Annotated in this window: 18 protein-coding genes; 11 read left to right on the top strand and 7 right to left on the bottom strand. The window is 69.3% G+C overall.

Features of this window, described 5'->3' with window-relative positions; translation table 11 throughout:
• The gene (locus QJ852_00090) at window positions 1-1206 is read left to right on the top strand and encodes a hypothetical protein (GenBank protein WGX96845.1); all 1206 of its coding nucleotides are present in this window, start codon (window positions 1-3) and stop codon (window positions 1204-1206) included.
• 754 nt (window positions 1207-1960) lie between these two features.
• On the opposite strand, the gene QJ852_00095 is transcribed toward QJ852_00090, so the two are convergent.
• Both QJ852_00095 and QJ852_00100 read right to left on the bottom strand, forming a co-directional pair.
• A complete protein-coding gene (locus QJ852_00095; GenBank protein ID WGX96846.1) occupies window positions 1961-2872 on the bottom strand; it encodes a nuclease-related domain-containing protein in 912 nt (303 codons plus the stop codon).
• Window positions 2873-3275: 403 nt separating this feature from the next.
• Window positions 3276-4193 (bottom strand): hypothetical protein, encoded by a 918-nt coding sequence (locus tag QJ852_00100; GenBank protein WGX96847.1) that lies wholly within the window; start codon window positions 4191-4193, stop codon window positions 3276-3278.
• 111 nt (window positions 4194-4304) lie between these two features.
• On the opposite strand from QJ852_00100, the gene QJ852_00105 reads away from it, so the two are divergent.
• The 3 genes from QJ852_00105 (at window position 4305) to QJ852_00115 (ending at window position 7643) form a co-directional block, all read left to right on the top strand.
• Window positions 4305-4724, top strand: a complete 420-nt coding sequence (locus QJ852_00105) for a hypothetical protein (protein WGX96848.1) — start codon at window positions 4305-4307, stop codon at window positions 4722-4724.
• Between the two features lie 226 nt (window positions 4725-4950).
• Window positions 4951-6525, top strand: a complete 1575-nt coding sequence (locus tag QJ852_00110; protein ID WGX96849.1) for an alpha/beta hydrolase — start codon at window positions 4951-4953, stop codon at window positions 6523-6525.
• Window positions 6526-6647: 122 nt separating this feature from the next.
• Window positions 6648-7643, top strand: coding sequence for a hypothetical protein (locus tag QJ852_00115; GenBank protein WGX96850.1), 996 nt, complete (start codon window positions 6648-6650; stop codon window positions 7641-7643).
• Here the strand turns inward: QJ852_00115 and QJ852_00120 are convergent.
• From QJ852_00120 to QJ852_00130, 3 genes are read right to left on the bottom strand one after another with little or no spacing between them, the layout of a single operon-like run.
• The gene (locus QJ852_00120) at window positions 7624-8406 is read right to left on the bottom strand and encodes an MBL fold metallo-hydrolase (protein WGX96851.1); all 783 of its coding nucleotides are present in this window, start codon (window positions 8404-8406) and stop codon (window positions 7624-7626) included. The two genes, QJ852_00115 and QJ852_00120, sit on opposite strands and share 20 nt — an antisense overlap.
• 55 nt (window positions 8407-8461) lie before the next feature.
• A complete protein-coding gene (locus tag QJ852_00125; GenBank protein ID WGX96852.1) occupies window positions 8462-9208 on the bottom strand; it encodes a sterol desaturase family protein in 747 nt (248 codons plus the stop codon).
• Complete coding sequence (locus tag QJ852_00130) at window positions 9205-9927, bottom strand: GntR family transcriptional regulator (protein WGX96853.1); 723 nt, start codon at window positions 9925-9927, stop codon at window positions 9205-9207. The genes QJ852_00125 and QJ852_00130 overlap by 4 nt, the downstream gene beginning before the upstream one ends.
• A gap of 144 nt (window positions 9928-10071) precedes the next feature.
• Here QJ852_00130 and QJ852_00135 point away from each other — a divergent pair, with 144 nt between their 5' ends.
• Window positions 10072-10866: an SURF1 family protein gene (locus tag QJ852_00135; GenBank protein WGX96854.1), complete on the top strand. Its 795-nt coding sequence runs from the start codon at window positions 10072-10074 to the stop codon at window positions 10864-10866.
• Window positions 10863-11198: a DUF3817 domain-containing protein gene (locus QJ852_00140; GenBank protein ID WGX96855.1), complete on the top strand. Its 336-nt coding sequence runs from the start codon at window positions 10863-10865 to the stop codon at window positions 11196-11198. Before QJ852_00135 ends, QJ852_00140 begins: the two co-directional genes overlap by 4 nt.
• Before the next feature lie 37 nt (window positions 11199-11235).
• On the opposite strand, the gene QJ852_00145 is transcribed toward QJ852_00140, so the two are convergent.
• Window positions 11236-12642 (bottom strand): MFS transporter, encoded by a 1407-nt coding sequence (locus QJ852_00145; protein WGX96856.1) that lies wholly within the window; start codon window positions 12640-12642, stop codon window positions 11236-11238.
• A 3-nt stretch (window positions 12643-12645) separates the two neighbouring features.
• Window positions 12646-13461 carry an IclR family transcriptional regulator gene (locus QJ852_00150; protein WGX96857.1) on the bottom strand — a complete coding sequence of 272 codons (816 nt, stop codon included), beginning with the start codon at window positions 13459-13461 and terminating at the stop codon, window positions 12646-12648.
• A gap of 262 nt (window positions 13462-13723) precedes the next feature.
• Here QJ852_00150 and QJ852_00155 point away from each other — a divergent pair, with 262 nt between their 5' ends.
• From QJ852_00155 to QJ852_00175, 5 genes are all read left to right on the top strand, one after another.
• The gene (locus tag QJ852_00155) at window positions 13724-15760 is read left to right on the top strand and encodes an FAD-dependent oxidoreductase (protein WGX96858.1); all 2037 of its coding nucleotides are present in this window, start codon (window positions 13724-13726) and stop codon (window positions 15758-15760) included.
• A gap of 24 nt (window positions 15761-15784) precedes the next feature.
• Entirely contained in the window at window positions 15785-16546 is a 762-nt protein-coding gene (locus QJ852_00160; protein WGX96859.1) for an SDR family oxidoreductase, read from the top strand.
• 212 nt (window positions 16547-16758) lie between these two features.
• Window positions 16759-18330 carry an ABC transporter substrate-binding protein gene (locus tag QJ852_00165; GenBank protein ID WGX96860.1) on the top strand — a complete coding sequence of 524 codons (1572 nt, stop codon included), beginning with the start codon at window positions 16759-16761 and terminating at the stop codon, window positions 18328-18330.
• Between the two features lie 115 nt (window positions 18331-18445).
• Entirely contained in the window at window positions 18446-19465 is a 1020-nt protein-coding gene (locus QJ852_00170; GenBank protein WGX96861.1) for an ABC transporter permease, read from the top strand.
• Window positions 19462-20403, top strand: a complete 942-nt coding sequence (locus QJ852_00175; GenBank protein ID WGX96862.1) for an ABC transporter permease — start codon at window positions 19462-19464, stop codon at window positions 20401-20403. Before QJ852_00170 ends, QJ852_00175 begins: the two co-directional genes overlap by 4 nt.
• The last annotated feature ends 3 nt before the right edge of the window (window positions 20404-20406 follow it).

The raw sequence follows: 20406 nt of genomic DNA on the forward strand, positions 1-20406 counted from the left end.
ATGAAGGTGATCCACCCGTTCCCGGCGAGAATGGCGCCCGAGATTGCCTTGTCGCGGATCGGCGACCTCCCCGTCGGATCTGTGCTTCTTGACCCAATGTGTGGGTCGGGAACGGTCCTACGCGCCGGCGTTGAGCATGGCGTCACGGCGCTCGGCACGGACGTGGACCCAATGGCGGTTCTCATGGCTCGGGTCTGGTGCAAGCCGCCGACCCGCAGCCAGTTCATCCACGACGTACATGAGCTGTTAGCGCGAGCTGCAGCGTCCGACGTGGCTGAACTCGATGACCTCGATTGGGTCGACGAAGAGACGTCGGACTTCATCAAGTTCTGGTTTGGCGCTGAGCAGCGCACGCCGCTTGTTCGCCTAGCTTCGGTTCTGAAGGATTCGCAGCTCCCATCGGCAGACGCTCTCAGGGTCGCGCTGAGTCGGATCATTGTGACGAAGGAGCGCGGTGCTTCGCTGGCGCGGGACACGTCACACAGTCGTCCCCACAAGGTCGCTACCGAGTCGAACTACGACGTCGAGGCCGAGTTCCTTAAGAGCGCCCGGGTGATGTCGGCTCGACTTGTTCCAGAAGCTGTTCGAGGATCGTCCTCGATCGAGCTGGGCGATGGACGCGAGCTGACCCACATCGAGGATGAGTCAGTCGACTGCGTCATCACGTCGCCGCCTTACCTGAACGCCATCGACTACCTGCGCGGGCACCGGATGAGCTTGGTCTGGCTGGGCTACTCAGCAGCTCAGATCCGCGCTATCCGTGGGGCGTCGATTGGCGCCGAGAAGATTCTGGCAGCGCAGGATCACGATCCAGCGGACTACATCTCCGGGTCGGGAGGAGAGGTCGCTCCTGGGCGCATCGTTGGTTGGGCGACCCGTTACGTCAAAGACGCGCGAGAAGTAGCGACCCAGGTTAAGCAGGTCCTTCGTCCCGGCGGAGATGTCGTCATGGTTGTCGGCAACAGCACCCTGCGTGGCTTCAAGATCGACAACGCGCAGATCTGTGCTGACGCGCTTGAAGACGCAGGACTCACGGTCGACGAGATGACCGAGCGAGAGATCCCGACTCGCAGCCGATACTTGCCGACGAGCGCCGGCTCAGCTCTGGCGTCGCGGATGCGGGTCGAGGTTGTGATCTCGGCGTCCAAGCCAGCTGTTTCCGTGCGTCAAACGGTCACTTCGAGATCGAACCGCGGCGCGAAGTAGCTTTCGAATCTGACGGTTGTGCTGCCGCGGATCGGGCGACGGTGTGAGTCGGTGCCAGCACACGCAGCGAACGAAGGGTGTCCACTTCGCTTCGATCGACGTTCGAGTGCTCGTGCGGGACAGCAAGGGAACTTGGTCGGACTAGGTCGCTGGCACTCTCGACACCAATTCTGCTCGGTCAGCGATCATGTCGCTGCTGATCGTCGAGCGCCCGCACGCGCCGCCGTCGTTGGCGTCAGTCATGGCAGAAACTAGCTTGCTGCTCGATCACCTTGTGATCCGCCACGGTGAACCGCTCCGCTGGTTGTGGCGCTCCCGCCGAAGTCCGACGCACTTGGCGCGCTTCATGACTGAGTCCCTTGGATTGGCACTCGCTGGGGACCTTGCACAACTTCACGGACGGCATCCGGGGCTCGCCATGATGCTGGACGCTGATGACCTCCCCACCCACTTGAAGGCCAGGTTGGCGCCTGCGGGCTTCCCACGCCCTGACTATCTGTACAGAACCCCTAATGAGGTGATTAAGGAGAAGCGATGTCCAGATCGGGCCACGCCTGGACGCTTCTGACATGCAGTTTCACCGCGAAAACGGCCATCGGAAGGGCGTTCGAGGGCAGTTGCAAGCAAGGGGTTAGGGGTTCGACTCCCTAGCGTCCACACGATGAATGCTGCGGGGTCTCCTGTCGTGTTTCTCAATCCTCGAGGTCTCGGGGACGCAGTCGATCTGAACCGACGATGTCGAGAGGTGTTCTCACTATTGCCAGGTGGTCGAACGCCTTGCGACGTCATAGATCGCGTCGATCTCGCGTTTCGACAGCCGGAAGGGCTGCGACAGCAGATGGTGGCTGATCCGTCGTCGCATCACGACGACGACGCTTCCGTCCTCCGGTTGAGTCCGGATCTTGAAGCCCTTCTGGGCGCCCATCACCGCAATGAGACCGGTCGCTATCACCGGGAAGCCGGCCTGTTCGGTAAGCATCCGGGAGGCCCGCCGCGCCTCGTGGCGACTGTTCCTGATGTACGGGACGCGCTGCCCATTCACCATGAAGGTGTCACCGCCCACCCAAATCGAGCCGTGGGGATGGTGCTTGGCGTTGACGGTGAAAACCCCAGGCGGGCCGATCACGACGTGGTCGATGTCGGCGCCGCGCTCACCCACGCGGACGGCGTGCAGGACTCGCCACGCCGGACCGAGCGCAAGAAGTTGAGCAGCGACGGCCTCCTCGCCGTCTGCGCCGATTCGCCAGGAACGCTCCTCGGTACGTGCGCCCACGAGTCTGGACAACAGGTGCTTGAAGGTGCCTTGGGCTTCGCGCTCGGCCATCGCCCGCTCCCGTGCTGCGGCTCCGGCGCGGTTCGCGCTGATGTCATGCCAGATCGGTGGAGGTGGGGGAGTCGGCACCTGCTGAGCGGGCGATGGCGGTGCAGGCGGTGCCGCCTGCTGCTCGTTGATGATCGGCGGTGCAGGCTGACGGGGTGGGGCCGTCGGGCGCTCGGCGAGGTGTTCAGCGATCGCGTCCTGTAACAGCGACAGGTTCGACAGGTCGTCAGTGTGGTAGCGGCCGGCTTTCACGTCGAAGTATCCAAGCGCCGTCCCGTTGGATGTCTCGGCGTAAAGCCGCTCGTGGCCGTATCTGGCCCACCGACGCACGATCCAATCAGTCACCGTTGCCTCCCTGCTCCCTATGAGAGCGTGCCACTAAGCGCGCGATCGCGGCGACGAATCGACAAAGTCTCGCGGCCGTCATTGTCCGACGACCGTCCGGGCTGATCGGCAGGGAGGTGACTATGGGTCTTTCGGCACTAATCGAACAGTCCGCTTTGCGCTACGGAGTGTCGATACTAGGCCGAATCGCAGCGGTCGGATGAAGCTGTCAGGCGACCAGCACTCCGGGGCGAACTGCCATTCGGATCGTCGGTCTTGGTGACTCTGAACCAGACCTGGTCATCACCTTCCCCAAGGATTCGAGCGGCGACCACCGTCACCGGATTCAGGAAAGGTCCGACATACCCACGTGCTTCCATTGGCGAGCAGACCCGGCCAGGTCTCCCGGGCTCGGCTCACGACCTCAGCTGGCGTTGAGGAACGCCCGATAGCGCTCGTCGAGCAGCTCTCGGTCGGGACGTTCGGTCCGACGCGTGGGCAGCACCATGAGCGGCTTCTCGTGGAACTCCTGGATGCCGTGGCGGAGCATCGGGCCGTCGACCTCGTGGAGGACCTCGGCGTTGATCCGAACCTCGTAGTCGGGGGTGATGCCGAGGATCTGCCGGTCGTAGGCGGCGTGGTGCATCTTGCAGAGGGTCAGGCCGTTGGTCACGACCGGGCGTCCGCCGGCGCCGTCCTCGTGGATATGCGCCGCGTCGAGGAGGTCGCTGTGGCGGAAGGAGCAGACGGCGCAGGAGGTGCGGTAGGCGCGGAGGACCGCGGCGCGGAAAGGGCGCTGGTGGAGGCGCCGTTTGGTGAGCTGCTGGCGGTACGACGGATCGAGTTCGAGGTCGCCTGGCAGCCAGGTCATGTCGGTCTGCGGGACGGCGTCGATGTCCACGACGAACTGCAGGTCCGCCGCCTCTTCTCCGATCAGGTAGATCGGGTAGAGGGCGCTGTAACCGCCGCCCTCCACGCCCAGCCACCAGATCAGCGGCAGCCGCTCGAGCATGGCTTCGCGCAGGGCGCGGTTCTCGAAGTGGTTCGGGTCGTGGCCGCGCATCTTGTAGCGAAGGAACCCATCGGCTCCGGTGGTGTCGTCGTACGGGCGGCTGCTCCCTGGCGACCGGAAGACCGTGCGGAAGGACAGGGCCGCGACGAACTGTCCCGGCTTCCAGATTCCCTGCTGAGTGGGCATCAGCCGGATGGTCTCGCCGGCCAGGTTCAGGCCGCTGGTGTCCTGCTGTGTGAAGGTCTCTTTGCCCGCGGCGCGCTGCCGGTCGAGCCAGGCGAAGGCGGCATGCCTGATCGCGAGCTCGCGCAGTCGCTGGTCGGGGGCCACGGCCGGATCATCTCAGGATCGGCTCACCGGAAACGGGCTTTGATGAGGAATCCGCTGGGGCGGCAAGGAAATGGGTCGGTGTGGACGGTGTGCGGTCAGTACCGTTCCTGGGTGTTCAAGCGACGCCAACCATCCCCGCCACGCGAGGACCCGTCGGTGGCGGTGGTGGAGCAGATCCTCACCATGGCGGCCGCGAGGTCCGAGCCGCAGGTGCCGACGCTCAACGGCGCGTTCTATGCGGATCGTGCCGTCTGGCTGTGCGCCTGCGTCACGGACTTCGACGCGGACGCCCCGAAGTGGCTGATCGTCGAGACCGACGCCGGTGGGGTCGGGTGGTGCAGGGTGCCGGACGGGACGGGGGTCCGGGCCTTCGTCGTCACGCACTTCGTCACCGGTGACCACGTGCACCCGGGGGAGGTCCTGCACTGGCTCCAGGACCGGGACGACCGCACCTGGCCCCGCCAAGATACGTCGGACCGCGAGGTCATCGAAGCGATGGGACGAAAGATCCGCGACCTGCAGGCGGATTGATCCACCGTCATCGGGTACGGCGTCGCACGGACTCTTGCGGCCGAGCCCGGACGACACCGGAGATTCTCCTGCGCGCCGGGGTGGACGTGAGGCCGGAGAAGAGGCAGGGTCGGAGAGTGGTTCCGGCTGTGCCGGTCACATCTCGGAAGACCCTCACTCGGAAGGTTGTGAAGTGAAGAGAGCACTGACGATCGTGGCGTCGGTAGTAACGGCAGCAGCTGTGCTGGTGCCAGGGGGGAGCAGCAGCGCCGCGCCGCAGGCTCCGCAGGTCACGCAGGCCAAGCCCGCGTCGTACACACCGCCGGCGCCCGTGTGGGGCGCCTGCACCAACCAGCGTCTGATCGACGCGGGTGCGCAGTGCGCGATGCTCGAGGTCCCCCTCGACTACGACAAGCCCAAGGGCAAGAAGATCAAGATCGCCGTCAGCCGGGTGCTGCACACCAACCCGGACTACAAGGGCATGATCGCGGGCAACCCGGGCGGGCCCGGTGGCTCCGGCCTCGGCATGGCCCGACTCGGTGCGGCGATCCCCAACGGTGTGGGCGCGAAGTACGACTGGTACGGCTTCGACCCGCGCGGTGTCGGCAGCAGTGAGCCGTCGCTGAGCTGCAACCCGAACTACCCGGGTGCGGGCTACGACCGGCCCAACTACGTGCCGACGAAGAAGAAGGACCTCAAGTGGTGGCAGCGGGTGACCAAGAAGTACGCCAAGGCGTGCTCGAAGTCCGATGCGAAGCGCCTCCTCAAGCACATGCACACCACGGACGTCGCCCAGGACCTCGAGAGCCTGCGCAAGGCCGTCGGTGCGCCGAAGCTGAACTACTACGGCTTCTCCTACGGCACCTACCTCGGTCAGGTCTACGCGACGATGTTCCCGAAGAAGGTCGGGCGCTTCGTGTGGGACGGCGTGCTCAACGCCGACCGGGCGTTCTACGAGTCCAACGTCGACCAGAACATCCAGTTCGACAAGAACATCCGGACGTACTTCAAGTGGCTCGCCCAGAACGACGCCGTCTACGGCCTCGGCACCAGCGGCAAGGCGATCCGCAAGGGCTACTACAAGCTGCTCAAGCAGCTCGACAAGCAGCCCGCGGCGGGTGGCAGGCTCGGACCCGACGAGCTCGGTGACGTGCTGCTCAGCGCCGGCTACTACGTCTACGACTGGAACACCATCGGCCTCGCGTACGCGAAGTTCGTCAAGACGGGTGACGGTGCGGACCTGATCGCGATGTACGCCGAGCCCGGCGACGACAACGGTTTCGCCGTCTACAACGCCGTGCAGTGCACCGATGCGATGTGGCCGAACTGGAAGCAGACCCAGGCCGACGCCTGGCGCGTGCACAAGAAGCACCCGTTCCTGACGTGGGGCAACACCTGGTACAACGCGCCCTGCCTCAACTGGCCGGCCAAGTCGCGGCAGGCCTTCGACGTCAGCGGCAAGAAGGTGAAGACGCCGATCCTGATGATCGCCGAGACCAACGACGCCGCCACGGTGTTCTCCGGTGCGGTGGCCACGCGGAAGGCGTTCCCGACCTCGTTCCTCATCGAGGGCAAGGGCGGTACGACGCACTCCGGGTCGCTGTCCGGCATCGCCTGCACCGACGACCTGGTCGCGAGCTACCTCGACACCGGGGTGCTCCCCAAGCGCAGCAAGAAGAAGCGCAGCGACCTCAAGTGCGACCCGGTCCCGCCGCCGGCGGCGAGCGCGTCGGCTCGGGGCACCGGTCCGCTGACGGTCGACGACCGGATGCCGGCCGACCTGCGCAGGCTGCTCGTCGAGGCGCAGTCCTCGGGGCGTTGATCGGGAAGTTCAGGGAGTTCGATCAGATCGGGTGATCCCACCCACGAGCGGGCGTCGGCCAACGGTCGGCGCCCGCTCGCATCTGCGGACGCCCGTGCGGGCGACATGGCAAGATTCGGCGGGTGAGCGGCATGGGGCGGATCGGTGCAGTGCTGGCCGCCGTCGTCGTCCTCGCCGGGCTCTCCGGCTGCAGCGGCGATCCCGAGCCGGTCCAGCAGCAGGTGCCGGAACCCGAGACCGTCGTCGCCGAGTACGACGCCTCCCAGGAGCCCTCCGCCGCCGTACTGGCCCTCGTGCCCGCCGCGGCGACGACGCTCGAGGTCACCGACTTCGACCAGCTGCGCCTGGTCCTCGGGTTCTCCACCCTCGACGACGCCACGCCCGCTCCCGAGCGCGAGCGGTTCTGGCAGCGGATCCGCAAGACCGCCGCGCTGTCCGAGGGGCTGCTGCGCCCGGTCGACCAGCGGCTGCGCAACCAGTTCGGCTTCAGCCAGGACGACGTCGCCTGGGAGGCCCGCTGGTCCGGCGCCGAGGGTGGCGACGGGGGAGACGGCGCTGACGGGGGCTGGATCCTCGCCTTCCACGACGACCTGGCGATGGCCGCCGTGCAGCGCGCGGTCGAGGCCGGCGTCGGCCCGCTCGCGGGCGCGGTCGTCGATGACGCCCGCCGACTGGTCACCTCGACGGCACCCCCCGCGCCGGCGGACTCCTGGGGCGCCGACCCCGAGCTGGTCGCGCTGACGGGGAGCGAGGCCGTGTCGACGTACGTCGAGCGCGGGTGCACGCCCTTCGCCACCGTCTTCGGCGCGGGGATCGAGGAGCAACTCGCCGCCGCGCCCGCCGCCGCGCTCCACGGGCTCGACGAGCTCGACGCGTGGTCGGTGGCGCTGGGCACCGAGCTGGTGACGGCCCAGCTCGGCAAGGCGCGCAGCGACGCCTTCGACCGGGTCCGGCTGGCCGAGGTGATGCCGCCGACCGACCCGGAGTTCGGGCTGGTCATGAGCCGCGGCGTCGCCGACCCGTCGAGCGGGCGCCTCGGCTACACGCTCGCCGATCCGCCGGCCGCGGCCCGGATGGTCCACGAGCGGCGGCTGCCGTTCACGGTCTGCCCGAGCTGAGCGCGTCGTACTGCGCCTGATCGTGCGCGCAGATCACGGTGACCTCGTCACCCCGGCCGCGGGCCAGCTCCTGGAGCCGCTCGAGGTTGTCCACCCGCTGCCGGTTGTCGACGGCCATCAGCCGCTGGAACGCGGCCAGCGGGGCCGGGCAGGTCGGCGGGTCCTGCAGCTGGCCGCCGTGGAAGAAGGCGTCGCCCGCGTGGAGCAGCCACTCGCCGTCGTCGCGGCGTACGGCGACCCCGGCGTGGCCGCGGGTGTGGCCGTGCAGCGGGATGATCACGACGTCGTCGGCCAGCGCGGTGACCGCGGCGAACCCGAGCCAGTCGTCGCCGCCCTCGCGGTGCAGCGACCACTGCGGGTCGTGCGCCCACTGACCCTGGACGTAGCGGGCCTTCTCGCGCATCGAGGGGCGCGTAGCCGCGGCGTGCTCGGTGGCGTGGACGTGCACCCGGGCGTTGGGGAAGTCGCCGATGCCGCCGGCGTGGTCGAGGTCGAGGTGGGTGAGCAGGATGTCGGTGACGTCGGCCGGGTCGTGGCCGCGCGCCTTCACCCGCGCCAGTGCGGTCTCCCCCGGGTCGAGATCGGGGCGCACGGTGGTGAGGAACGGGCGGCCGAGCCGCTTGCGGTCGGCGAGGTCGCCGGTGCCGAAGCCGGTGTCGACGAGCGCGAGACCGTCCGCGCGCTCGAGGAGCAGCACGTGGGCGACCATGGTGGGAGCGAGCGGCGGCCGCATGGTCGCGCAGTTCAGGTGGTGGATCCGCACGGCCCCGATCCTGCTCGGCCCAGGGCGGTCGGCGCTACCTACTGCGGCAGGAGATTCACAGCGCGAGGTCGTGCAGGCGCTGCACGGTCGGGGACGTCGGCACCGTGCTCGGGTCGGGCGCGGTGCGGAACAGCCGGTCCGCCGTACCCGCGGTGGTGACGGTGAACCAGTAGTGCTCGCTCTTGTAGTGGTGCAGCCGGTGGTTGCGCCAGACCTTGCGGTACCACGCGGACCGCGGCCGGTAGTCGCTGTGCAGCAGGTAGTGCGTCCACTCGTAGCCCGACTTGATCGCGTAGATCGCCGTCAGCAACGAGAACATCGCCGTGGTGGACGGCGTGACCAGCCAGGCCAGCAGGGTCCACGCGGGCGCGAGCCACAGCTGGGCCTGCCACGGGATGAACACGAGCGGGATCGCGCGCGGGTCGGCGTGGTGGGCGCGGTGCTTGCGGGCCAGCAGCGGGTCGAGGGTGAGCGGGCCGAGACGGCGCGGCTTCCAGTGCAGGATGAACACGTGGACGACCCACTCCACGACCGGCAGGATCGAGACCAGGCCGAGCGGGATCGCCAGCTCCCACCAGCTGCCCGGGCCCGACAGGAGCCGGCCGGTGATCGCGGCGGCCAGGCAGGTCGTCAGCAGGTAGGGGCTCGGGTGGCGCCAGAACTCGGCGAACACGTCGCCCAAGGATTGATGGGTACGACGCCCCGCGGCCCGGTCGCCGACGTACCTCCCGTCGAGCGTGCCGTCGATGCGCGCCTCGTCCTCGGCCAGCCGGCGCCGGGCGTGGGCCTCCCGGGGGCTCACTCGTCGGCCCCCATCGCGGCGAAGGCGCCGAGCAGGGTGTCCGCGGTGGGGGTGAGGACGCGGGCGGCGGCGGCCCGGGCGGTGGCCGTGTCGCCGGACCGGACCGCGGCGGTGAGCAGCCGGTAGGGCTCGACCTGGCCGACCTCGCCGGCGAGCACCGTGGCGAGCGCGGGCAGGGCGGGTTCGTAGGCGGCGCGCAGGCTGTTGAACATCAGCCGGAACACCATCGAGTCGGCGCCGTCGACGAGCAGGTCCCAGTAGTCGAGGGCGAGGACCTGCCAGGCGACCGCATCGGTGGCGGTGGCCATCGCGTCGGTGACGGTGTCCAGGGCGGCGGCGAGCGCCGGCCCCCCGCGCTCGGCGGCATGGGCGGCGATCCCGGGACCGACCTCCGCCCGGGCCTCGATCACGCTGCGGCCGATCGAGGTGTCGAGCTGCCCGCCGCGGACGAGCAGCCGGGGCAGCAGGTCGAGGCCGGCGGCGCGGCGGAAGTCGCGGACCAGGGTGGCGCCGCCCTGGCGGACCTCCACCAGCCCGGTCTGCGCGATCCGCTGCAGGGCCTCGCGCACGGCGGGCCGGGAGATGCCGAGCACCTCGGCCAGCCGGCGCTCGCTGGGCAGGGGCTCACCGGCGGACAGCTCGCCGTCGACGACGTCGTCGAGGAGCTGGTCGAAGACCTGGTCGGACACGGACCGGCGGGTGACGGGACGGAGGGCCATGAGGGGACGATAGGTCGGTCTGGACGGATGGTCAAGTGGTCAGACCAGTTGGGGAATGGGTAGAGACTGCACCCAGATCGGCACAATTCGGCAGGATTGGTCCCCAACCGCGAGTGGTCAGACCAGCCACGTAGGCTGACCGACGTGATCGGCTGGTGGAGCATGCGGTTGTGGGGTGCTCACCTGCTCGGCCTCCTCTGCGTGGGGATCGCCGTGGGCATGGGCGTGTGGCAGTACGACGCCTTCCAGGCCCGCCGCGCCGCCGAACAGGTCGACCTCTCCCGGGCCGAGCCGCTGCCGATCGCCGACGTCATCGGCCCCGACGACCCGTTCCCGACGGCGGGGCTCGGCCGACCGGTCGACGTCCGGGGCACCTTCCTGCCCGGCGGCACCGTGCTCGTCTCGGGCCGGGCCGGCGCGACCGGAGCCGACGGGGGCTGGCTGGTCACGCCGATCACCGTCGGCGACGCGTCCGCGCCCGCCGTACCCGTCGTGCGCGGCTGGGTGCCCGACGGCACCGATCTCGCGACCCTGCCCGCGCCGCCGGCCGGCGAGGTCGACGTGCGCGGCTGGCTGCAGCCGCCCGAGGGCAGCGGCCAGGTCGACGACGACCCGCGCGACGACATCCTCCCCGAGCTGCGCATCGCCGACCTGGTGCAGCGCGTCGACCAGGACCTGTACGGCGCCTATGTCATCGCCGAGGAGCCGCTCGCCGCCGACGCCGCCGCCGGCATCGACGGGGCGACCCTCGACCAGCTGCCCGAGGCGAGCCGGTTCACCGGTCTGCGCAACCTGCTGTACGCGATCGAGTGGTGGGTCTTCGCGGCGTTCGCGGCCTTCCTGTGGTTCCGCTACGTGCGCGACGCCACCGCGGAGCGGCCGGTCGAGGAGGCCGCCGCCGAGGACGCCGAGGACGTCGTCGTACCCTCGGAGCCGTGACCAAGCTCTTCACCGTCTACCGGGTGCTGGCGCTCGTGGTCGGCGTGCTCCTGCTCGTCGGCACCGTCGGCTCGGTGCTGAAGTACCTGCTCGAGGACGGCACCACGCTGCAGCGGTTCGGTGACGACCTCACCCCGATCTGGCTGATCCACGGCTGGATCTACATCGTCTACGTCGTCGTCGCCTTCCTCCTCACGCAGAAGGCGCGCTGGACGATCCCCCAGCTGCTGCTGATGCTCGTGGCGGGCCTGATCCCCGGCCTGATCTTCTGGGTCGAGCGCCGGGTCGCCCAGCGGCTGCGCGAGGACAACCCGGAGCTCGCCGCTCCCTGATCGGCCTCCAGCCGGACAGCGGCATGGGACGCCCTACTCATCGTGGAGGTGAGCCGGGACCTCCCGGGGGGAGTCGCGCACGCCGACCGAAGCCGCAGATGGCCACGATCGCGACCACCCACATGGCCGCATTGAGCAGCGAGGCCACGACGAACCCGCGCTCGGTCGGGGTCGGACCGCCGCTGGCCAAGGTCAGGACGGTGACCACGAGCGCGCTGCCGACGGCGAAGCCGAAGTAGCGCAGCACCTGGTTGAAGGCGAGCGCGCTACTGGTCTCGGCGACGGGCACGACCCGGACCAGCAGGACCGGCAGCGTCGCGAAGGTGCCGCCACTGCCGAGTCCGGCCACTGCCATCGCGACGACGGCATGCCATATCCGATCGTGCCGGAACGCGAGGAACACCGTGGAGATCAGGTAGATCGCGCAGCCGAACGGAAGCACCTTGGCCGGATCGACGTACCGGCCGACCAGCAGGGACACGCGGCTGCCGAGCACGCTCATCACGGAGTACGGCACCAGCAGCAGGCCCGCGACCAGCACCGACGAGCCCAGGCCCCAGCCCTCCGGGGTTCGCGTCTGCACCAGCACCATGAGCAGGGTCAGGCCCATGTACATCCCTGCGCCAGCGAGGAGGCCGGCGATGTTGGGGCCGGCAGCGGCGGTCGTGAACGCGAGGCGGAGGTCCACCAGCGGGTTGGTGCGTGCGAGGGAGACGCGAACCCAGAGGGCGACGGCCGCCGAGCCGGTGGCGAGCAGCGTGAGTGTTCGAGGATCGTCCCAGCCCCAACTCGTCGTCCGGCTCACTCCCAGCAGGAGCGCAACGGTGCCGGCGCCGAGCAGGAGTGCGTCCGTGGCATTCACCGGTGCCGGCGCTGCGAACGGCGCGCTCGGCACATATCGCGCTGACAGCATCAGCGTCAGGAGGCTGATGATCGTCCCGAACCAGAATGCCGCCGCGAGGCCGCCGATCTGCGCGACCAGCGCGGCCAACGGATAGCCCACCCCGGCGCCGGTGACCATGCCGACGGACAAGACAGCCATCACGGAGCTCGCCCGCTCGGGCGGGAACACGTCGCGGGCGACCGCCATGGCCAGCGGAGCCATGGCCATGCCGATGCCCTGCGCGGCGCGGCCGGCGATCAGGACAGGAAGCCCGAGCGCCGAGATCTCGATCGCGAGCGCGCTGAGCACGGTGCCGACGATGACCACGCCGAGACCCAGCACGATCGTCGTGCGCCGGCGATGCGCGACGGCGTACCGCCCGATCAGCGGAGTGCTCACGGCGGCGGCGATCATGGTCGCGGTCAGCGTCCACTGGGCCGAGGCGAGCGGGACGTCGAGCTCCCGGGCGATCCTGGGGACCAGCGAGGCGCCGAGGCTGCTGACGATCCCGCCGACCGTGGTCAGCAGGAGCAGCGTGGGGAGGAGCTTCGGCGGTGGCAACCGTCAGCGGTTCGCATAGCCCAGGCGAGCCGAGATCGCCTGGGTACGCTCGAGCAGTATCTCCGCCAACTCCTCCACCCGGGGGTGGATCCGGTCGCCCGGGCCGCACACACTGATGACGGCCACCGGCTTGGATTCGAAGTCGAGCAGGGGAGCGGCCACCGCGCCCGAGCCCTGCTGTCGTTCGCCGAAGGAGAAGGCATAGCCACGCTCGCGGACGTCGCGAAGCTCCTGCAGCAACTCGTCGCGGTCGACCTTCGTCTGCTCGGTCAGCTGGACGAGGTCGACGCTGTCGAGGTAGTCCTCCTGTTCCTCGCGCGGCAGGAAGGCCAGGAACGCCTTGCCCGAACTGCCCGCGTGCAGCGGGAAGCGGTCGCCGACCTGCACCGACATGATCACCAGCCGCTTCGGAGTGACCTGGTCGAGGTAGACGCGGTGGTATCCGTGGCGGATCGACAGCGTGGACGTCTCGTCGGTGGTGGCGCTGAGCTCCCGCAGCGTGTCGCGGGTGAGGTCGCGGACGTCGACCCGTTGGCTGTACGTGCTGCCCATCACGAGCCAGGAGGGCCCGAGGTTGTAGCGCCGGGAGGTCGGATCCAGCTCGAGGAAGTCGCGGCCGCACAGCGTCGTGACGATGCGGTGCACCACCGCCTTGGGCAGGTCCAGCTCCCGGGAGATCTCGGTGATCCCCAGGCTCGTCGTGCTCGGGCGGGCGAAGAGCATCAGTACGTCGAGTGCGCGCTCGAGCCCCTCGAGGGTTCGGCTCCCGCGCGCGGGAGCGGCGGCTCCCTTCGGAGGCGGGTCGGCGGTGGGCGGCACGGCAGGTCCTTGCTCGGGGGGCGGGCGGGTGTCGGGGGCACGGCGGTCGTCGTGCGGCCGCCAGCCTACGAAGGACGTGACCTCGCTCGGTGACGGATCGACAACTTTGACAGTGGCGACCACCGAATCCTAATGTTACGGAGAGCGAAATGTCGATCCTCTGAACGAAACAGCGTCGCGTGGAGGTCAGCCCTCGTCCGCTCATCATCCACCGGACGCGCTCCCGGGAGGCACCTGCGTGACACGTACCGAATCTCCGGCGATGCGGCCCTTCGACCTACGGACCACGCGCCTGCGCAATCGGGTGGTCTTCCCGGGACACACGACGAACTTCGGGGTCGACTCCCTGCCGACGCAGCGCCACCGCGACTATCTCTCCCGGCGTGCGCGAGGAGGCGCCGCGATGGTCGTCACGGAAGCCGTCCGGGTCCACCCGACCAGCGCCGGCCGGGACAGCACGCTCGGCTCCTACCATCCCGACGTGGTGCCGGCCTTCGCCGCGCTGGCCGATGCGGTCCACGGCGAGGGCGCCACCCTTCTGGCCCAGCTGATGCACGCCGGGCGACAGGCCGCCGGCGACAGCGAGCGCACGGCGGCCTGGTCGGCCTCGGCCGTGCCGTGGACGTACGGCGGTCCGGTTCCTCACGTGATGACGGTCCAGGACATCGCCGTGGTCACCGAGTCCTTTCGGACCGCCGCTCGTCGGATGGCCGAGGCCGGACTCGACGGAGTCGAGATCCACCTCGGACACGGGCACCTGCTCCAGCAGTTCCTCTCGCCGGCCACCAATCAGCGCGATGACGGCTACGGCGGCGCCCTCGAGCGCCGGATGCGGCTGACCCGCGAGGTGCTGACCGCCGTCAGCTCGCAGCTGCCGGACTCGATGCTGCTCGGCATCCGGATCAGTGCCCACGAGTTCCTGCCCGGAGGGTTGGAGCCCGACGATGTCGTGGAGATCGTCGACCGGCTGCGTGCGGACTTCCGCATCGACCTGCTCCACGTCAGCCATTCGGCGTACGTGGGCCAGGCGTCGTTGAGCACCCAGATCGCCGACATGAGCCATGGTCCCGCGCCCTACCGGGAGTTCCCGCGCCGGTTCAAGCAGGCGTTTCCCGAGATCCCCGTGGTCGCGGTGTGCCGGATCGACGACCTCGCGATCGCCGACGACCTCCTCGAGGCCGGTGACGCCGACCTCGTGGCGCTCGCCCGCGCTCAGATCGCCGACCCCGATCTGGTGCGCAAGACCGCCGGGGGCCGGGTCCACGAGGTGCGCCGCTGCCTGGCGTGCAACCAGGCCTGTATCGGCCGCATCGAGCACAACCTTCCGTTGTCGTGCGTCGCGAATCCGGCTGCCGGCCAGGAGCGGATCGATCTCGAGCTGCGCGGGCGAGCCCGGGGCGAGCGACGATCCGTCCTCGTCGTCGGTGCTGGTCCCGCCGGTCTCCAGGCCGCGGTCACCGCCGCCCGGGCCGGTGCCCGCACGGTACTCATCGAGGCACGCGACGACGTCGGAGGTCAGCTCCGCAGCGCTCGGACCCTCGCGGGTCGCGAGCGGCTGGGCGTCCTCGTGGACGACCTGTACGACGAAGCGCGGCGTCGCGGCGTCGACATCCGGCTCGGGGTGGAGCTCGCCGGAGCCGGCCCGGCGGCCGCGGACGGCCCCGACCCGCGCGACTTCGACCACGTCGTGCTTGCGACCGGTGCGACCTCGCGCGGCCGGCCGTTGACGGGCGTCACGAAGCACGGTGTCGACGTCCTGGACGGCGAGACCGCCGCCACGGCGCTCGGCGCCGGGGAGTGGTCCGGTCGCCGGCGCCGCGTCGCGGTCGTCGACGACGAGGGATCCTGGATCGCCGCCGGCCTGGTCGAGGCCCTCGGACGCGACGGGCATCGCGTCCACCTCGTCTCACCGGCGCCGCAGCTCTTCGGCCGGGTGACGCTCTACAGCCGGGTCGGCCTCCTCGGTCGGTTGGAGGCGCTTCCCGTCTCCAGTCACCTCGCGCGCCGGCCGGTGTCGGTCACCGCCGGCGGCCTCGTCCTGGTTGACGCCGTGGGCGGGAGCGGGTCGGTGGAGGTGCTGCGCGACGTGGACCTGGTCATCGACCTGCCCGCGAGGCAGGCACGCACCGACGTGTGGGTGGCGCTCGAGGAGTCCGGGCTCGGCCCGCGCGTGCTGGTCGTCGGCGACGCCCTCGCCCCCCGCTCCCTGGTCGAAGCCACCTACGAGGCCCACCGTGCCGTCCTGCACGCCTTGGCCGCCGCGACGCCGTCGCCCCCTGCCCCTTCCCCCGTCCGATGACGCCCCGACCGCGAGGAGCCCGCGATGCCCGACATCTCACCCCACGACCCGATCCGGCTCGATGGGCTGGTGGCCCTCGTCACCGGCGCCGGTGGCGGCATCGGTGACCGCGCCGCCCGGCTGCTCGCCGAGCGCGGCGCGCGCGTCGCCCTCGCCGACCGCGATGCCGACGCCCTGGCGGAGGCCGGGTTCGGCGCCGCCAGTTCGGTGCACCGGCTCGACCTGGTCGCGGACGGTGCCCCGGACCGCGTGGTGAGTGAGGTACTCGCCCGGCACGGCCGTCTCGACCTTCTGATCAACAGCGCGGGGATCAACGCCCGCTCCGCACCTGCGGTGACCTCGCGCGAGGAATGGGCGCGCGTGCTGGAGGTCAACCTCTCCGGGACGTTCCGGATGATCCAGGCGGCGTACGACGCGTTGCGGGCCTCGCCCTCCGCGGCCGTCGTCAGCCTCACCTCCACGGCGGCCGCGGTCGCCGTACCTCAGAACGCGGCCTATTCGACATCGAAGGCCGGCCTGGTGCACCTCACTCGAGTGCTCGCCTCGGAGTGGGCGGCCGACGGGATCCGCCTCAACACCGTGGCCCCGACGATCGTGGCCACCGCCATGACCGCGGCCGTCCGCGAGGACCCCGTCTACATGGCCGAGAAGCTCGCCTCGATCCCGCTCGGACGCATGGCCAGCGTCGACGACGTCGCCCAGGCGATCGCGTTCCTGGCCTCGCCCGCCGCCGGGATGGTGACCGGTCAGACGCTGTTCGTCGACGGCGGTGTCACGACCCGTTGAGGGCACTGCCGATCGCTGTGATCGGCCCGTGGTTCAGGGCCGGTCCCGTTACGGCTGTGTAAGAACTCGCGCCGAGGGTCTTGACGGCGGCCGGGAAAACGGGGTTCAGTGTGAACCCGTAAGAGGAACACTGTTTCGTTCGGCGGAACGAACTCTCGGGCTACACAGAGGAGAAGACATTGGGACGTGGACTGAGGAGTCGCGTCGGTCGTGTGGCGGCCGGGCTGTCGCTGGCGCTCGTGGTTGCCGGATGCTCCGCATCGAACCCGGGCGACAACGAGTCCAACGGCGGTGACGACACCCTGATCGTGGCCGCGGTCAACGTGCCGGGCGGGTTCGACGGCGACGTGATCACCCCCGGGACGCAGCACACGGTCACGCAGATGTATGAACCGCTCGTGGGCTACGGGGTCAAGGACGCCGGCGACGGCGCCCGCGAGGTCGACGCCACGGTCATCGAGCCGCGCCTGGCGGAGTCGTGGGAGTTCGCCGAGGACGAGCTGAGCGTCGTCTTCAAGCTGCGCGAGGGCGTCGAGAGCAACTGGGGCAACGAGCTCACCGCGGAGGACGTCAAGTGGAGCTGGGACAAGTCCAAGGACCAGGGCCGCACCGGCGCCTTCATCGGTGAGGTCTCCAACGTCGAGAGTCTCGAGGTCGTCAGCAAGTACGAGGTGAAGTTCAACCTCACCGATCCGAGCCCGATCCTGCTGCGCGCCCTCACCCTCTACACCCCGTCGATCTACGACTCGACGAAGATGAAGGAGAACGCCACGGACGAGGACCCGTGGGCCCTCGAGTGGCTCAAGACCAACAGCGCGGGCTTCGGGCCGTACTACGTCGACGAGGTCAAGTCGGGCAGCGAGGCCGTCTTCAAGGCCAACCCGAACTACTACGGCGACGAGCCGCATTTCACGACCGTCGTCTACCGCTCCGTCCCGGACGCCTCGACGCGCGTGCAGTTGCTGCAGGCCGGCTCCGTGGACTGGATCGAGGAGCTCACCTTCCAGCAGCTCAACGAGCTGGAGGAGAGCGACGGGGTCAAGGTGCAGTCGGTGGCGGGGAACTTCCAGGCGCGTGCCCTGATGAACCCCAACTACGAGCCGTTCAAGGACAAGCGGGTGCGCCAGGCGATCAACCTCGCCACACCGCACGAGCAGATCCTGAACAACGTCTTCGCCGGCCGTGCCCAGCAGAGCCGTGGCCCGCTGGTCTCCACGATCCCCTGCTATGACGACAGCCTGTGGGCCTACGAGACCGACGTCGACAAGGCGAAGGCGCTGCTCGCGGAGGCTGGGCATCCCGATGGCATCGACATCACGCTCGAGTACTCCGGCCTCAACTGGTGGGAGGAGCCGCTCGGGATCCAGCTCAAGGACGGGCTCGCGAAGGCCGGCATCCGGGTCGACCTCAAGCGCATCCCGGACGCCGACATGACGGCGCGCGCCGCGATCACCGAGCGCGATCTGCCGTTCTTCACCTTCTACGAGCAGTCGATCGTCCTGGACCCGGGCTACAGCATGCTGCTGACCTCGACGCCTGACGGCTCGGCCGACCGCAATGCCTACGACAATCCCGAGCTGACCAAGCTGATCCAGCAGGCCAACGTCATCACCGACGAGGAGCAGCGCTGCGACCTGATCAAGCAGGCCCAGAAGATCCACCTCGAGGACGCCTCGTGGATCTACTCGGCCGAGATCGGTGGTCACGAGGCCATGGGCGAGGACATCGAGGGCTGGGTCTGGCACCCGGACAACCACGAGCGCTGGGCCGACCTCAGCCGCTGACCACGCCGCTCCGGCGAACCCAGGTGGAAGGGCCGCGGACCGACGACACGCCGGTCCGCGGCACCCACCGGGTGCACGACGACTTCTCGAAAGCTCCTGAAAGGTGGCAGAGGACGTGGGCAAGGGACTTGGCCGCTACCTGCTCTATCGGATCCTGTTGCTGATCCCGCTGCTGTTCGGCGTCTCGATCCTGACCTTCCTGCTCGTCCGGCTCGGCGACTCGAGCCCGGCGGTCATGGTGGCGGGTCCGACGGCGACGTTGGAGCAGATCCAGGACATCGAGGCCGAGATGGGACTGGACCGCTCCCTCCCCGAGCAGTACTGGACGTGGCTGACCGACGCGGCACAGGGCGACCTGGGCACGTCGTGGATGTCGAACCGGCCCGTCACCGAGGAGCTGTGGGAGAAGCTGCCCATCACTCTGGAGCTGATCGGCTTCGGAATCGTGGGGGCCATCGTCTTCGGCGTCGTCATCGGTGTCGCCTCTGCCGTGCGTCAACGCGGCCTGGTCGATCAGGTGCTGCGCATCGTCACCCTGGCCGGCGTGTCGATCCCCATCTTCTGGGGGGCTCTGTTGATGATCGCCTTCTTCTTCACCGTGCTCGGCTGGGCGCCCGCCCCGCTGGGCCGGGTCGAACGCGGGCTCGAGCTCCCGCCGCACATCACCGGCATGCTGGTCTTCGACAGCCTCGTCAGCGGCTACTACGCCACGGCCATGTCGGCGCTGGCTCACATCGCTCTGCCCGCGCTGACCATCACCCTGATCACCGGAGCGACCATCGCCAAGCAGGCACGGGCCGCCATGGTCGAGACGCTCGGCAGCCCGGCTGTGCGCTACGCCCGAGCCTGCGGCATGTCCGAGCGGGGTGTCGTCTGGCTCGCGTTCCGCAACGCGCTGCCCGATCTGATCGGGTTCTTCGGGATCACCTTCAGCCTGGCCCTGGGCGGGGCCGCGATCTCCGAGCTCATCTTCTCCTGGGGTGGTCTCGGACAGCTCGGGCTCGAGGCCATCACCAACGCCGACTTCGCCGTCGTGCAGGGCTTCATCCTGGTCATGGGCCTCCTCACCGCTGCCATCTACCTGATCGCGGACCTGCTGGTCGCCGCGATCGACCCGAGGGTGAAGTTGCAATGAGCACTCCGCTGAACGACAAGGCCGCAGCCTCGGCCCGCCCGATGCCGGACGCCGGGACACCACCCGCGCACGTCGACCACGACCGGCCCGGTCGTCCGAAGGCGGCAGCGCGCGGACTATGGCGGTTCATGACGTCCAGCATGGCGGCCTTCACGGGCACCACGATCGTGCTCGCGTTCGTCGTGGTCGGCGCACTCGCCGACGTACTCGTGCGCACCGATCCGCTCCAGGTCTTCGGCAGCGATCTTCTCCACCCGCCCAGTGCGGAGCACTGGTTCGGCACCGACGGCAACGGCATGGACGTCTTCGCACGCACCATCCACGCGATCCAGATCGACCTGGTCATCTCAGTGACGGCCGTGGTGATCTCGATCGTCGTGGGCGTCGCGCTCGGCCTGATCGCCGGCTACCGCGGCGGCTGGTTCGAGATGGTGTTGCTGCGGGTGATGGACGTCCTCCAGGCGTTCCCCGCATTGATCCTCGCCCTGGCGGTCGTCGCCGCGTCCCAGGAGTCGATCGCGGCGGTCATCTTCGTGATCGCGCTGCTCGACATCCCGGTGTTCATCCGGATGACGCGCGGTCAGGTGCTCAGCCTGCGCGACGCGATGTACGTCGAGGCGGCTCGAGCCACCGGCAACAAGCCCTGGCGCATCATGTGGCGCCACATCATGCCCAACACGCTGCCGCCGCTGATCATCCAGACGGCCGTCCGGCTGGCCTGGTCAGTGATGATCGTGTCCTCGCTCGCCTTCGTCGGCGTCGGCATCCAGGTGCCGACGCCCGAGTGGGGCGCGATGATCCGCCACGGCTCGGCGTACGTCACCTCCGGGCAGTGGTGGCCCTCGGTCTTCCCCGGCCTCGCCCTGATGCTGCTCGTGCTCGGCTTCAACCTCCTGGCGGATGCCATCCAGGATCACCTCGACCCGAGGAAGGACTGAGAG

Origin of the sequence: Nocardioides sp. L-11A (assembly GCA_029961745.1) — a bacterium.
In the GTDB taxonomy this organism is placed as follows: domain Bacteria; phylum Actinomycetota; class Actinomycetes; order Propionibacteriales; family Nocardioidaceae; genus Nocardioides.

Coding starts and splice junctions, on each gene's coding strand:
- QJ852_00090 (WGX96845.1), top strand. CDS start 1: ATGAAGGTGATCCACCCGTTCCCGGCGAGAATGGCGCCCGAGATTGCC.
- QJ852_00155 (WGX96858.1), top strand. CDS start 13,724: ATGCGGCCCTTCGACCTACGGACCACGCGCCTGCGCAATCGGGTGGTC.
- QJ852_00160 (WGX96859.1), top strand. CDS start 15,785: ATGCCCGACATCTCACCCCACGACCCGATCCGGCTCGATGGGCTGGTG.
- QJ852_00130 (WGX96853.1), bottom strand. CDS start 9,927: ATGGCCCTCCGTCCCGTCACCCGCCGGTCCGTGTCCGACCAGGTCTTC.
- QJ852_00175 (WGX96862.1), top strand. CDS start 19,462: ATGAGCACTCCGCTGAACGACAAGGCCGCAGCCTCGGCCCGCCCGATG.